This is a genomic window from Xenorhabdus sp. SGI246 (assembly GCF_040838225.1).
In the GTDB taxonomy this organism is placed as follows: Bacteria; Pseudomonadota; Gammaproteobacteria; order Enterobacterales; family Enterobacteriaceae; genus Xenorhabdus; species Xenorhabdus indica.
This window is the reverse complement of record NZ_JBFPEZ010000053.1, coordinates 40,932-55,345: the sequence shown is the minus strand read 5'-3', so window position 1 is coordinate 55,345 and position 14,414 is coordinate 40,932. Positions and strand designations below refer to the sequence as shown.

At 44.4% G+C, this 14,414-nt stretch carries 10 protein-coding genes; 8 read left to right on the top strand and 2 right to left on the bottom strand.

What is annotated here, in order from left to right:
- Window positions 1-36: 36 nt before the first annotated feature.
- Window positions 37-855 carry a hypothetical protein gene (locus tag ABLA85_RS13375; RefSeq protein ID WP_367964824.1) on the bottom strand — a complete coding sequence of 273 codons (819 nt, stop codon included), beginning with the start codon at window positions 853-855 and terminating at the stop codon, window positions 37-39.
- A 198-nt stretch (window positions 856-1,053) separates the two neighbouring features.
- Between ABLA85_RS13375 and ABLA85_RS13370 the strand changes: the two genes are divergently transcribed.
- From ABLA85_RS13370 to rluA, 3 genes are all read left to right on the top strand, one after another.
- Entirely contained in the window at window positions 1,054-3,402 is a 2,349-nt protein-coding gene (locus ABLA85_RS13370) for a DNA polymerase II (RefSeq protein ID WP_367964822.1), read from the top strand.
- Between the two features lie 243 nt (window positions 3,403-3,645).
- The gene (gene rapA / locus ABLA85_RS13365; RefSeq protein ID WP_367964820.1) at window positions 3,646-6,555 is read left to right on the top strand and encodes an RNA polymerase-associated protein RapA; all 2,910 of its coding nucleotides are present in this window, start codon (window positions 3,646-3,648) and stop codon (window positions 6,553-6,555) included.
- A 244-nt stretch (window positions 6,556-6,799) separates the two neighbouring features.
- On the top strand, window positions 6,800-7,453 hold the full coding sequence (rluA, locus tag ABLA85_RS13360; RefSeq protein WP_367964818.1) for a bifunctional tRNA pseudouridine(32) synthase/23S rRNA pseudouridine(746) synthase RluA: 654 nt from the start codon (window positions 6,800-6,802) through the stop codon (window positions 7,451-7,453).
- Between the two features lie 33 nt (window positions 7,454-7,486).
- Here the strand turns inward: rluA and djlA are convergent, their stop codons facing one another.
- The gene (gene djlA / locus ABLA85_RS13355; protein WP_367964816.1) at window positions 7,487-8,296 is read right to left on the bottom strand and encodes a co-chaperone DjlA; all 810 of its coding nucleotides are present in this window, start codon (window positions 8,294-8,296) and stop codon (window positions 7,487-7,489) included.
- 200 nt (window positions 8,297-8,496) lie between these two features.
- Here djlA and lptD point away from each other — a divergent pair, with 200 nt between their 5' ends.
- From lptD to apaG, 5 genes are all read left to right on the top strand, one after another.
- Complete coding sequence (lptD, locus tag ABLA85_RS13350) at window positions 8,497-10,842, top strand: LPS assembly protein LptD (protein ID WP_367964814.1); 2,346 nt, start codon at window positions 8,497-8,499, stop codon at window positions 10,840-10,842.
- 67 nt (window positions 10,843-10,909) lie between these two features.
- Window positions 10,910-12,211, top strand: a complete 1,302-nt coding sequence (surA, locus tag ABLA85_RS13345; RefSeq protein ID WP_367964812.1) for a peptidylprolyl isomerase SurA — start codon at window positions 10,910-10,912, stop codon at window positions 12,209-12,211.
- Window positions 12,201-13,193: a 4-hydroxythreonine-4-phosphate dehydrogenase PdxA gene (gene pdxA / locus ABLA85_RS13340; RefSeq protein WP_367964810.1), complete on the top strand. Its 993-nt coding sequence runs from the start codon at window positions 12,201-12,203 to the stop codon at window positions 13,191-13,193. The genes surA and pdxA overlap by 11 nt, the downstream gene beginning before the upstream one ends.
- The gene (gene rsmA / locus ABLA85_RS13335) at window positions 13,186-14,001 is read left to right on the top strand and encodes a 16S rRNA (adenine(1518)-N(6)/adenine(1519)-N(6))-dimethyltransferase RsmA (RefSeq protein WP_367964808.1); all 816 of its coding nucleotides are present in this window, start codon (window positions 13,186-13,188) and stop codon (window positions 13,999-14,001) included. The genes pdxA and rsmA overlap by 8 nt, the downstream gene beginning before the upstream one ends.
- A 35-nt stretch (window positions 14,002-14,036) precedes the next feature.
- Window positions 14,037-14,414 carry a Co2+/Mg2+ efflux protein ApaG gene (gene apaG / locus ABLA85_RS13330; protein WP_367964806.1) on the top strand — a complete coding sequence of 126 codons (378 nt, stop codon included), beginning with the start codon at window positions 14,037-14,039 and terminating at the stop codon, window positions 14,412-14,414.

Here is a 14,414-nt window from a genome sequence, read left to right as displayed (position 1 = left end):
GGATTTGTGTAGAAGAGACAGCACCTTTCGGAGGGATCAAAAAATATGAAATAATCGGGATAAGCCGTCATATCTATCTTCATCTATCTTTTCTTTTTCTTCCAGATGTACAGCATACTTGTCCCATATCAGGCATTTTTCCCCCACCCAGGGTGGAGTAGTGGGCTTGCCTCCTTCCCAAAACTGTACTTTTTTAGCGACTCTGGGATTGGCCCGGTGTCTGAACAACCATCTTAACTCTTTTCCAGTTATACTTTTTATATTTCCTCTTCTCTCTCCCTCTAAACTCACACTCACAAACTGACTACTATTTTTATTTGTGTTTATATCATCATTATTTATGTTTATATCATACTTTTCAACGACGCTTTCCATATTAATACCGTCAAGTATGAAATGTATATGTATATCCCGAGTTAATTCATTATCACCTATGCTTATCCACGATATTCCACCTTTACATTTCCTTCCTACAAGTTTACGTCTGTATGTTGTGGATTCGATCACACTTCGATATTTATTATCCAGATTTAGATGTCTAAAGAAGCTTTCTTCATATTTTTTGTAGTTATCATTTTCAATGTATTGGAATTCCTTATAAATATCACGCTGTATTTTTATATGTTCCAGATTTTTTTCATCCATATCTTCAAGAAAATCAGCCATATTTTCTAATTCTGAAGGAATTAAATAACTAGCAATCGTTACCGGAGGATAACCTTTATTATCATAATGTTTTTTTGTATCTTCAAAAAATTTTATTGTATATTGATATCTCCTTATTACTTCAATAGATAACCCATATATTAAATCACCTTTATAAAACCTTTCTCTATAAGGAGGAATAAATGGCATATATTACCTCACTCAATACCCAATATATTTAAAATGATTTTTTATATCACCTGTTATTTAAAATAGTGTATTCATTAGTATAGTTTTTAAAATTAAAATACCCGATTAAGTAAAAATCCTGCCAACCGCTCCAAAAACAACTGTATAAATAAACATGGGGTGCTATAATTCAGATTATTGTCTTAATACCGAAATATTATGCAGATAAATCCTGTTGAACAAGGCTTCATCCTATCCCGTCATTGGAAAGACACCCCATCCGGTATTGAATTGGTGTATTGGTTAGCCACAGTTAAAGGTAGCCGACGAATTATCATTCCTCACCAAAAAGCCATCGCTTTTTTTCCTCAACGTGATTTGCATAAAGCGCAGCCTCTGCTAACTCAAGAACGATCTTGTGAGTTCAAGACATTACCACTGAAAGATTTTAATCGCCAAGCTGTCTCCGCTTTGTATTGTTCGCAATATCGTCAATTACAACATTTGGAGAAAGTATTCAAGGATCAGGGCATTCCGCTTTACGAAACTGATATCCGCCCACCGGATCGTTTTATGATGGAACGCTTTATTACCGCTCCCGTCTGGTTTCATCAGAAGCCAGACGGGAGCTATCAGATGAAACCGAATCCTGATTATCGACCCAACTTGAAATGGGTTTCTCTGGATATCGAAACCAGTCAGCATGGCGAGTTGTATTCCATCGGTTTAGCAGGGTGTGGTGAGAAAACCGTGTTTATGCTAGGACCAGAAAATGGTGAAAAGCGAGAACTGGATTTCAATCTGGAGTATGTTGCCAGCCGCCCACAACTGTTGGAAAAACTAAATGAATGGCTGAAAGTCTACGATCCCGATGCCATTATCGGTTGGAACCTGATCCAATTTGATTTAAAGGTGTTACAGCAACATGGCGAACGCTATAACATTCCTCTGCGATTTGGTCGTGGTGGTAGCCTGCTGGAATGGCGCGAGCACAGTTTTAAGTCTGGACACTTTTTTGCCTCAACAGAAGGTCGTTTGATCATTGATGGTATTGATGCACTGAAGACAGCCACCTGGAATTTTCCCTCATTTAGTCTTGAATATGTTGCTCAGGAGTTATTGGGAGAAGGGAAAGCGATTGATAGCCCTTATGATAGGATGGATGAAATTAACCGTCGCTTTCAGGAAGATAAACCGGCACTCGCCCACTACAATTTGCAGGACTGTATTCTGGTTAACCGAATTTTTGAGAAAGCAGATCTTATCGCATTCTTACTGGAACGAGCGACGGTAACAGGATTGGCTGCGGATCGGACCGGAGGTTCTGTTGCCGCATTCACCCATCTTTATCTGCCGAAAATGCACCGTATGGGTTATGTCGCTCCCGTTCAGCCAACGGATTTCACGGATCACAGTCCGGGTGGTTTTGTGATGGATTCCTTTCCAGGCTTATATGATTCGGTACTGGTATTGGATTACAAGAGCCTTTACCCTTCCATTATCCGTACTTTCCTTATTGATCCCGTCGGGCTGGTAGAAGGTCTTGCCCATCCAGATAATAAACATTCTGTGCCCGGTTTCCGGCAAGCGTTTTTTTCCCGTACACAGCACTGTCTGCCTGATATTGTCACGCAAATCTGGTATGAACGTGATAAAGCAAAAAAACAGCAGAATGCCCCACTGGCTCAAGCTTTGAAAATTATTATGAATGCCTTCTATGGTGTACTCGGAGCCTCAGGCTGCCACTTTTTTGATTCACGCCTGACATCATCCATTACGATGCGTGGGCACCAGATTATGCATCAAACCCGCGATTTGATTGAATCGCAAGGGTATCAGGTTATTTATGGCGATACGGATTCCACATTTGTCTGGCTGAAACGCCCTCATTCCGAAAAAGAGGCCAGCCTGATTGGTCACTCGCTGACACAGTTTGTCAATCAGTGGTGGAAAAATTATCTCAAAACCCAATTCAATCTTGAAAGCACACTGGAACTGGAATTTGAAACTCACTATCGGCGTTTTCTTATGCCGACAGTAAGGGGCACAGAGGAAGGCAGTAAAAAACGTTATGCGGGTTTGAGTGGCAACAAGATAGTATTCAAGGGATTGGAAACAGTAAGAAGCGACTGGACGCTATTAGCACAAACATTCCAGCAAGAGCTGTATTCCCTTATTTTTCATCAGCAACCTTATCAAGATTATATTCGTGATTATGTCGCCCGCACATTGGCAGGTGAATTCGATAAGCGACTGATTTATCGAAAACGGCTACGGCGAAAACTGGCTGATTATCAGCGCAATGTTCCCCCTCATGTCAGAGCAGCCCGTCTGGCTGACGAGTATAATCAGCGGAAAAACCGCCCATTACAGTATCAAAATGGCGGTTGGATCAGCTATATCATCACGCAATCCGGGCCTCAACCACTGGAAACCCTGACTTCACCACCAGATTATGAACACTACATTAATAAACAGATTATGCCGATTGCTGATGCTATCTTGCCATTTCTTCAGGATGATTTTATAACCTTGTTGACGGGGCAAATGAACCTGTCTTTTGATTAATTGATATTTTTGCAGGTGACGACTTGCTCAGCTTGAATTAACATAACGTCCCTCTAAAGGGAAATGACCCTTTTATGACCTATTTTTTCCGAAAAAAGTGATGAAAGGTGTCACTGAAACGAGTCAGAAAAGCTAGTCATAAAAACTAACCCTATCGATAACTAATGATGATCGATATCCAACAAAAGCAGCCATCCTGCAACCATAAATAACATTATCTAACAGAAAACTGAGCCAAAATTTATGCCATTTACTCTTGGTCAACGCTGGATAAGCGATACAGAAAGCGAACTTGGATTAGGTACAGTCGTGGCGCTTGACGCGCGCATGGTAACGCTGCTTTTTCCAGCCAGCGGAGAAAACCGCCTCTACTCACGCAATGATTCCCCTATTACCCGTGTTATGTTTAATGCAGGTGATACCGTGACCAGTCACGAAGGCTGGAAACTCAAGATCGATGAAGTTCAGCCAGAGAATGGCCTGCTGATCTATGTCGGTACTCGTTTAGATACTGAAGAAGAAAATGTCAGCCTGCGGGAAGTATTTCTGGATAGTAAGCTGACGTTTAACAAGCCACAAGATCGCCTGTTTGCCGGGCAGATTGACCGAATGGATCGCTTTGCGTTGCGTTTCCGTGCCCGTAAGCATCAAAGCGAACAATTTCGTCTGGCAGAGAGTGGACTACGTGGTATTCGTGCCAGCTTGATTCCTCATCAGTTACACATTGCCAACGAAGTCGGCAAGCGCCACGCTCCCCGTGTATTATTGGCAGATGAGGTCGGCTTAGGTAAAACCATCGAAGCCGGGATGATTATTCATCAACAATTGATGGCTGGCCGTGCAGAACGTGTATTGATCATTGTGCCAGACAGCCTCCAGCATCAATGGCTGGTGGAAATGCTGCGCCGTTTCAATTTGCGTTTCTCCCTGTTTGATGATGACCGTTATGCCGAAGCCCGGCACGATAGCGATAATCCATTTGAAACAGAACAATTGGTTATCTGCTCTCTGGATTTTGTTCGCCGCAACAAACAGCGATTTGAACATCTGCTGGAAGCAAGTTGGGATTTGATGGTCGTAGATGAGGCCCATCATCTGGCATGGAGTGAGCAAGCGCCAAGCCGTGAATACCATGTTATCGAGCAATTGTCAGAGCAAATTCCATCTGTACTGCTGCTGACCGCAACGCCAGAGCAATTGGGGCAGGAAAGCCATTTTGCCCGTTTGCGTCTCCTCGATCCGAATCGTTTCCACGATTATCAGGCTTTTATCGATGAACAACAAAAGTATCGCCCAGTTGCTGATGCGGTAACTCTGTTACTATCCGGCGAGATACTAAGCAATGACCAGCAAAACCTGATTGTTGAACTGATCAATGAGCAAGATATTGAACCTCTGCTGAAAGCGGCTAACAGTAATCAGGATGAAGAGAGTGAGAACGCTCGCCGTGAGTTGATCTCTATGTTGATGGATCGCCACGGCACCAGCCGCCTGCTGTTTCGTAATACCCGTGGTGGAGTGAAAGGCTTCCCGCACCGTGAACTGCACGAAATTAAGCTGCCATTGCCAGCTCAATATCAGACTGCCATTAAAGTGTCTGAAATTATGGGCGCAAAAAAATCGGTAGAAGCACGCGCCAAAGATATGCTTTACCCAGAGCGGATCTATCAGGAGTTTGAAGGCGAAAACGCAACCTGGTGGAACTTTGACCCGCGTGTGGAATGGCTGCTTGGTTTCTTGCTGGCAAATCGCGATGAAAAAGTACTGGTGATCTGCGCCAAAGCACAAACCGCTCTGCAATTAGAACAGGTTCTGCGTGAGCGTGAAGGTATCCGCAGTGCAGTATTCCATGAAGGACTCTCCCTGCTGGAGCGCGACCGTGCCGCTGCTTACTTCGCTTCTGAAGAAGAAGGAGCACAAGTGCTGCTCTGTTCCGAAATCGGCTCCGAAGGCCGTAACTTCCAGTTCGCTAATCAGCTCGTGATGTTCGATCTGCCTTTCAATCCTGATTTATTGGAACAACGTATCGGTCGTCTGGATCGTATTGGTCAAAGCCGCAATATCAAGATCAGCGTGCCTTATCTGGAAAGCACCGCACAATCTGTTCTGCTGAGCTGGTATCACCAAGGTCTGGATGCTTTTGAACACACTTGTCCGACAGGTCGTTCCATCTATGATAAATATTATGAAACACTGTTGAACTTCCTTGCCAAGCCCAATGAGCAAACAGGCTTTCAGGAGTTTATTACCGAATGTCGCGAACACCACGAGAAACTCAAACAACAATTGGAGCAGGGCCGTGACCGTCTGCTGGAAATGAATTCCAACGGTGGCGAACAAGGACAAAAATTGGCTGAAGTTATTGCCGCACAGGATAATAATACCGATCTGGTGAATTTTGCTCTGAATCTGTTTGATATCATTGGTATTAATCAGGAAGACCGCAACGATAATATTATTGTCCTCAATCCATCTGATCATATGTTGGTGCCTGATTTCCCAGGGTTGCCGCAGGATGGTTGTTCTGTCACATTTGATCGTGAAAAAGCGCTGTCCCGTGAAGATACGCAATTCTTAAGTTGGGAACACCCAATCATCCGTAATGGTTTGGATCTTATCCTGTCAGGAGATACCGGAAGCTGTGCTGTTTCTATTCTGAAAAACAAAGCACTGCCAGTCGGCACACTGTTGGTTGAGTTAATTTATGTTGTCGAAGCTCAGGCACCGAAACATCTGCAATTAACCCGCTTCCTGCCACCAACACCATTACGCTTGTTGATGGATCTGAAAGGCACCAATCTGGCACCTCAGGTAGAGTTTGAAGGTTTCAACCGTCAGTTGAATGCTATCAATCGCCACAATGCCAGCAAGCTGGTTAATGCAGTTCAAAAAGAAGTTCATGCTATTTTGCAGCAATCTGAGCCCTTGATCGAGCAACAGGCGCGTGAATTGATCGAAAAAGCGAAAAAAGAAGCTGATGAAGTATTGTCCGCTGAGTTGTCACGTCTGGAAGCATTAAAAGCGGTTAACCCGAACATCCGTGATGATGAGCTGGAAGCGATTGAGTCTGAGCATAAACATTTACTGCTGAACCTTGACCAAGCAAACTGGCGTCTGGATGCTATCCGCCTGGTCGTAGTTTCTCACCAGTAAATAACTCTCGCCCGGCGACTGACAATCAATCACTGTTCATCAATAAGTCGTTATCAATAACACTTATCTTGCAACTAAGGGATATCCTCAAAGAGATATCCCTTAGTTTTTTACTTACTGTTGTCTTATTCGTTTTATCTTGATCAGTTCACGTTATTTTGATCTCACACACTCAATCATATACTGCTAGAATGCGCCCCGTTATTTTTTTGAGCAAATTTTTTCCGAACTCATTGGAGCTACTATGCTGGAGTCTTATAATCCCCCGACTGACCCTTGGTTACATGTGCTTTATCAGGATGAACACATTATGGTTGTCAATAAACCAAGCGGGTTGCTTTCTGTGCCGGGTAAAGCAGAGGAGCACAAAGACAGTATCATGACGAGGATCCAGGCTGAATTTCCAACCGCGGAATCTGTTCACCGATTGGATATGGCAACCAGTGGTGTCATGGTGGTTGCCTTAACCAAAGCAGCAGAGCGTGAACTCAAACGGCAATTCCGTGAGCGTGAACCGAAAAAAGTCTATATCGCACGCATTTGGGGGAAATTGGAACAAGAACAAGGGCTGGTTGATTTACCGCTGATCTGCGACTGGCCAAACCGACCAAAACAAAAAGTCTGCTTTGAAACAGGAAAATCGGCACAAACAGAATATCAGGTACTTGAATACGAAGCTCAGGCAACCCGCGTCAAGCTGGCTCCTATCACCGGACGCTCCCATCAACTTCGCGTACATATGTTAGCACTGGGAAATCCCATTCTGGGGGATCGGTTCTATGCCCATCAGCAGGCCAGGGAACTGGCACCCCGCCTGCAATTACATGCTCAGGAGTTATCGATCACTCATCCGGTCTACGGCTCTCCAATGCATTTTGAGTGTAAAGCTGACTTCTGATTACGGCTATTTATTTTTTATTGGCAATGACTATTACTTGAAGCCTTTCTCTTTTTTAATCAAATCGTAAGCGGCTTGAATAGATTGTGCTTTTTGTTTGGCAATTTCCATCATTTCCGGTGGTAAACCTTTTGCCACCAGCTTATCGGGATGGTGTTCACTCATCAGTTTCCGATAAGCCCGTTTAATCATTGTAGCATCATCATTTTGGTTAACACCCAATACCTTACACGCATCTTCCAACGTCGCCCGTTGTTGGCCAGGCCCCTGATAATGACCATGCTGCTGGTATTGTCCGCCGAAATGGCGTCCCCCTTCCATCATGGCAAGAAATTGTTCAAATTGGATGCGGGAAATTCCCAGTTCTTCCGCGATCACAAACAGCACTTTTCTTTCATTCGGATGCAGCTCACCATCAGCAAATGCTGCCTGAAGCTGAATTTCGAGAAATATTCTGACCAGATCAAAGCGTCCAAAGCAGGCTCGACGAAGTTGTCTCAGTGTCTCACGCAGTGGAAATTCAGGATGTTTACCTTCACGAAATGCTCGCTGTGCTGCAATCCGTGCCTCACCATGCAGTTGCATTCTATCCATAAGCTGACTGGCTAGCTGGATATCCGTTTCAGTCACCCGACCTTTCGATTTGGTCAGATGTCCCAATATCTGAAAGGTACTACGGAAAAACAGCGCTTGTCGGGATGGATTTTTGGCTGGCGTTCCCTGATTGCGTATTCTGATTTTGTCAAGAATGTGCCCTAGCAATACCCCAATAACAATGCCCCAGAAGCCGGCACCAGACGCAATACCAAATATTAACCCTAATAACTTTCCCCAATACTGCATATACTCTTCAATTCCTCAATGCCCTGAGCGAAATTTTGCATTATCATACTGTTCATCATTATCATACTATTCATTAAGCTCTGTGCCTAACAGCAAGATTAGTGAAATTTAACTTTACTCTGGCGCATATCTATCAAGTGCGTTAGTCTCTCAGCGTTTGTCGGCGTGATGCCACTGATGATGGAACCGCATAAGCATCTATGAATAAAAGTTACCCCACTTTGCTAGCCACTATGGTATGGGCAGCACTTTACAGTCAGCAAGCACACGCTGACCTTGCAGCACAGTGTATGCTGGGCGTCCCTGTTTACGACAAACCCATTATTACAGGGGACCCTAATAACCTCCCGATTCATATTCAGTCTGATGATACACATGGTGAATATCCCACTGCGGTTGAATTTGTCGGCAATGTAGATATCCAACAAGGCAACAAAACGCTGACAGCCGACAGAGTCAGATTCGAACAAACAGAAGATTCAGTTCCAGTACGGACTATTACCGCCACAGGGAATGTCAGATATGATGACCCCCAAATTATCCTGAAAGGGCCACGGGCCTGGTCTAACTTAACCACTAAAGACACAGACGTGGAACAAGGCAAATACCAAATGGTCGGTCGTCAAGGGCGTGGCAACGCTGATAAGATGATGCTGCGCAATGAAAACCGCTATACCATTTTAAATAATGGGGTGTTCACATCCTGTCTGCCGGGCAATGATAGCTGGAGTGTTGTGGGTTCAGAAGTCATTCTGGATCGTCAGGAAGAAGTGGCTGAGATTTGGAATGCCCGATTCAGAGTTGCCAATGTCCCCGTATTTTATACCCCTTACCTGCAATTGCCGATTGGTGATAAACGCCGCTCTGGTTTTTTGATCCCTAACGCCAGTTTTTCCAATAAAAACGGCATCCAGTTCCTGTTACCCTACTACTGGAACATTGCCCCTAATTATGATGCTACCATTACTCCACATCTGATCAGCAAACGTGGGCTTAAGTTTAATAATGAATTCCGTTACTTAACGAAAGCAGGTTCGGGAACTGTCGCCTTGGATTGGATTGGTAATGACCGCCTGTACGCAGATGATAAAAAATTCAATCTCAGACCTGAACGGGGCAGCAACAATCGCTGGTTATTCTACTGGAATCACAGCGGTGTCATGAACCAGGTTTGGCGTTTCAATGCCGAATATACTAAGGTCAGCGATCCTCACTATTTTACTGATTTCAACTCTCAATACGGTACTAGTACTGACGGCTATGCGTCACAAAAATTCAGTATTGGTTATGCGCAACAAAACTGGAATGCAACCTTAACAACCAAACAATTTCAGATTTTTACCGCCAGTGATAGCAGAAAAGCTTACCGTGCAACACCTCAGTTGGATCTGAATTATTATAAGAATGATTTGGGGCCATTTGATTTCCGCACTTATGCGCAATTTGCCAAATTTACTAGTGTAGGCAAAGATCAGCCAAACGCAATTCGCTGGCATCTGGAGCCATCCATTAATCTGCCACTTTCCAATCATTGGGCGAGCCTCAATAATGAAGTTAAGTTGATGGCAACCTATTATCAGCAAGATATTCCTGCTGCTCAAAAAAATTCTCAATTAGAAAAATCAGCAAGCCGCGTTCTGCCTCAATTTAAATCAGATGCGAAGATGGTGTTTGAACGTGCCATGTCTTTTAATCCGGCTTATACCCAGACACTGGAACCTCGCATCCAGTATCTCTACGTTCCTTATAAGAGCCAGAATCACATTTACAACTACGATTCTTCTTTGCTGCAAGCCAACTATACTGGCTTGTTCCGTGACCGTTTCTACAGTGGTCTGGATCGCATTTCATCAGCCAACCAGTTTACAAGCGGTATCACTACCCGCATCTATGATGAAGATTTAGTTGAACGTTTTAGCTTGTCTGTAGGTCAAATCTATTACTTTGAAGCTCCGCGTGTTAAAGATATAGAACCTACTCAGACAGGCCAAAGTACCGTTGGTACTAAGAAAAGAACAGGGTCTACAACTTGGGCCGGTGATGTTGAATGGAAGATCAGCTCATCATGGGGATTCAAAGGTGGAGTTCAGTACGATACCCGCCTGAATAAAGTCGCAATGGGTAATTCGATAGTGGAGTACCGACGTGATGCTGACCGTCTGATACAATTAAACTATCGCTTTGTTGATCGCGATTATATCCAGGCCACCCTCAGGAGCGCTCCGGCATACCAGCAGGGCATTTCTCAGGTAGGTATGGTAGGAAGTTGGCCGTTAGGTGATCGTTGGGCGCTCGTAGGAGCGTATTACTACGATACCAAAGAAAAGCAACCTGCCAGCAAGATGGTTGGTATGCAATATAGTACCTGTTGCTGGGCTGTGAATGTCGGTTACGAGCGTAAGATCGTCAACTGGAAGAACAACCAAAGTGAATATGACAACAAATGGTCACTCAATGTTGAACTCCGTGGCTTAAGCAATAATTACAGTTTAGGTAGCTTGAAGATGCTGCAACAAGGTATTTTGCCTTATCAACGTGCTTTCTGATACCAATTAAACACAATGTAAACACAATAACCCCGCCTTATGGCGGGATTGATATGATGGGAAACATATGAAGAACTGGAGAACGATTATTCTCGGGTTGATGTTTGCAATGAACACTGCCGCTGTTGCAGCTCCGCAGGAACTCAATAAGGTTGCTGCCATTGTGAATAACGATGTCGTACTGGAAAGTGACATCAACAACCTTTTAGAATCCGTTAAAATCAACGCAAAACAAGCTGGTCAACAAATACCAGATGCGAAAACATTGCGTCACCAGATCCTTGAACGTCTGATTATGGATGACATCATTCTGCAAATGGCAACACGGATGCAGCTCTCTGTCCCTGAGAAGGACGTAGATTCTGCTATCGAAAATATTGCTGCGCAGAATCACCTGAGCGTTGCTCAACTGAAACAACGTCTGGCCGCGGACGGTATGAATCTCGATACCTATCGCAATCAAATCCGCAAAGAGATGCTGATTGCAGAAGTACGTAACAACGAAGTACGCCGTCGTGTTTCTATCCTGCCACAAGAAGTTGACTCTATAGCTAATCAGCTCAGTAGCCATGATAATCAGAATACTGAATTGAATATCAGCCAGATTTTGATCCCTCTGCCAGAAAATCCGACACCTGCTCAGGTCGAAAAAGCAGAAGCTACTGTAAACAAAATTTTGTCTGAACTTAAAAGCGGCAGCGATTTCGGTAAACTGGCTATCACCTACTCCAGCGATACACAAGCCTTAAAAGGCGGCAATATGGGCTGGAACAAATTACAAGAGCTGCCATCACTCTTTGCCGAAAAACTCCGGTCAGCTCAGAGAGGACAGGTGATTGGCCCAATCCGTTCTGGTGTTGGTTTTCACATTGTGAAAGTTAATGACATCCGTGGCGGCAATGCATCCGTTGCAGTTACTGAAGTCAATGCTCGTCATATCCTGCTAAAAGTATCACCTGTTATGAATGATGATCAGGCCCGCGATAAATTGAGACAGATCCGGGAAGAGATCTTAAGCGGCAAAACTACCTTCGAAAAAGCAGCAAAAGAGTATTCTGAAGATCCAGGTTCTGCCCTGCGTGGCGGTGAACTAGGCTGGAATTTACCAAGTACTTATGCCCCTGCTTTCCGCGATGCTTTGGTTAAACTCCAGAAAGGTGAAATCAGCCAACCCATTCACTCTTCTTTCGGCTGGCATTTGATCCAATTACTGGATACCCGCAAAGTAGACAAAACTGATGCTGCACAAAAAGATCGCGCCTACCGATTACTGTTCAACCGTAAATTCAATGAAGAAGCGCAAACCTGGCTCCAGGAATTACGCGCCTCCGCTTATGTGAAAATTTTAGATGGCAGCGATGCACAATAATAAACCCATCATTATTACCCCCGGCGAACCAGCCGGGGTTGGTCCTGATTTAGTTATTGCCCTTGCACAATTTGAATGGCCTATCCAATTGGTTGTGTGCGCTGATCCTGAGCTTATGCTTTCTCGTGCCAGGCAACTGAATCTTCCACTGCACTTACAACCTTATTCTCCTGAACACCCATCTTCCTCACAAGCTGCCGGAACACTGACCATTCTGCCCGTTTTTCTCCATACTCCAGCTATTGCTGGTGAATTAAACCGAGAAAATGGTAGTTATGTCACAGAAACCCTGGTAAAAGCCTGCGATGGTTGCTTGAGGGGTGAGTTTTCGGCACTGGTGACAGGCCCTGTTCATAAAGGCGTTATCAATGAGGCAGGGATAGCCTTCACCGGGCATACTGAATTTTTTGCTGATCTTAGCCAATGTTCAAAAGTCGTTATGATGTTGGCGACAGAAGAATTACGGGTAGCATTGGCGACAACACATTTGCCCATTTTGGACGTTCCTAAAGCGATTACCTTTGATTCTCTGCGGGAAGTGGTAACTATCCTCAATCATGACCTGAAAACCAAGTTCGGTATCCAACGCCCTCATATTTATGTTTGTGGCTTAAATCCTCACGCTGGTGAAGGTGGACATATGGGGCGTGAAGAGATAGATGTAATTATTCCGGCATTAGACAGCTTAAGGGAAGAAGGTATTTGGCTGGAAGGTCCATTGCCTGCTGATACCCTGTTTCAGGCAAAATATCTGGATCATGCTGATGCTGTGCTTTCTATGTATCACGATCAGGGGCTGCCCGTGTTAAAATACCAAGGTTTTGGCAGGGCCGTGAATATTACTTTGGGGCTGCCATTCATTCGAACTTCTGTCGATCATGGCACAGCATTGGAGCTGGCGGGGACAGGTCAAGCTGATGTGGGAAGTTTTATCACCGCATTGAATCTAGCAATTAAAATGATACAAAACAGTAATGAATAATAAAGTCCACCAAGGGCATCATGCCCGTAAACGCTTTGGGCAAAATTTCTTAACCGACCAGTTTATTATTGATAGCATTGTCGATGCTATGAATCCACAGCCTGAGCAGGCTATGGTAGAAATTGGGCCGGGTCTGGGGGCCCTGACCGAACCGGTCGGTGAGCGTATGGATAAATTGACTGTCGTCGAACTTGACCGTGATCTGGCGGCTCGTTTACACGTCCATCCTAAATTGAAAGACAAGCTAACTATTATTCAGCAGGATGCCATGACCGTTGATTTTGGTCAGATTGCTAAAGCGCAAGGGCAGCCTCTGCGTGTATTTGGTAACTTGCCCTATAACATCTCTACTCCGTTGATGTTTCATCTTTTCAGCTATACTGATGCTATTGCTGATATGAATTTTATGTTGCAAAAAGAAGTGGTGAATCGTCTTGTTGCAGGGCCTGGTAGTAAAGCCTACGGGCGTTTAAGTGTAATGGCACAGTACTACTGCCACGTAATCCCTGTTCTTGAAGTACCACCTACAGCATTTACCCCGGCTCCGAAAGTGGATTCAGCCATAGTACGGTTAATCCCTCATAAGTCTATACCTTATCCGGTTCAGGATATTCGCAAGTTAGCCCGGATCACCACCCAAGCATTTAATCAACGACGCAAAACTATCCGTAATAGCCTGAGTGATCTATTTTCAGTTGAACAGCTATCTGAGTTGGGAATCGATCCGAGTACACGAGCTGAAAATATTTCGGTCGAACAATACTGTAAGATGGCTAACTGGTTATCGTCTCAACCTGAAACGGTCTAATTACCGAACATCCGTTGCAGTAACAGGAGGCAGCTATGCTCAACGAACCAAGAGTTTATATTCAAGTTCAAAGCACTTACGTAGAAAGCCAATCAGAGCCGGAACGGCAACGTTTTGTGTTTGCTTATACAATATCAATTCGCAATCTTGGGCATTTCCCGGTGCAACTCATTAGTCGTTACTGGTGTATTACCAACAGTAATGGTCACCAAACAGAAGTTCAGGGGGAAGGGGTTGTGGGAAAACAACCTGTCATCCCACCCGGAACGGAATATCGCTACAATAGCGGAACTGTTCTTGAAACACCTTTGGGGACCATGGAAGGTCACTATGAGATGATTGATCACAGTGGTCATCCATTTCGTGTGATTATTCCGGTGTTCCGATTGGCTATTCCAACACTGATAAATTAA

Coding starts and splice junctions, on each gene's coding strand:
- ABLA85_RS13375 (WP_367964824.1), bottom strand. CDS start 855: ATGCCATTTATTCCTCCTTATAGAGAAAGGTTTTATAAAGGTGATTTA.
- rsmA (WP_367964808.1), top strand. CDS start 13,186: ATGAATAATAAAGTCCACCAAGGGCATCATGCCCGTAAACGCTTTGGG.
- surA (WP_367964812.1), top strand. CDS start 10,910: ATGAAGAACTGGAGAACGATTATTCTCGGGTTGATGTTTGCAATGAAC.
- djlA (WP_367964816.1), bottom strand. CDS start 8,296: ATGCAGTATTGGGGAAAGTTATTAGGGTTAATATTTGGTATTGCGTCT.
- pdxA (WP_367964810.1), top strand. CDS start 12,201: ATGCACAATAATAAACCCATCATTATTACCCCCGGCGAACCAGCCGGG.
- rluA (WP_367964818.1), top strand. CDS start 6,800: ATGCTGGAGTCTTATAATCCCCCGACTGACCCTTGGTTACATGTGCTT.
- apaG (WP_367964806.1), top strand. CDS start 14,037: ATGCTCAACGAACCAAGAGTTTATATTCAAGTTCAAAGCACTTACGTA.
- ABLA85_RS13370 (WP_367964822.1), top strand. CDS start 1,054: ATGCAGATAAATCCTGTTGAACAAGGCTTCATCCTATCCCGTCATTGG.
- lptD (WP_367964814.1), top strand. CDS start 8,497: ATGAATAAAAGTTACCCCACTTTGCTAGCCACTATGGTATGGGCAGCA.
- rapA (WP_367964820.1), top strand. CDS start 3,646: ATGCCATTTACTCTTGGTCAACGCTGGATAAGCGATACAGAAAGCGAA.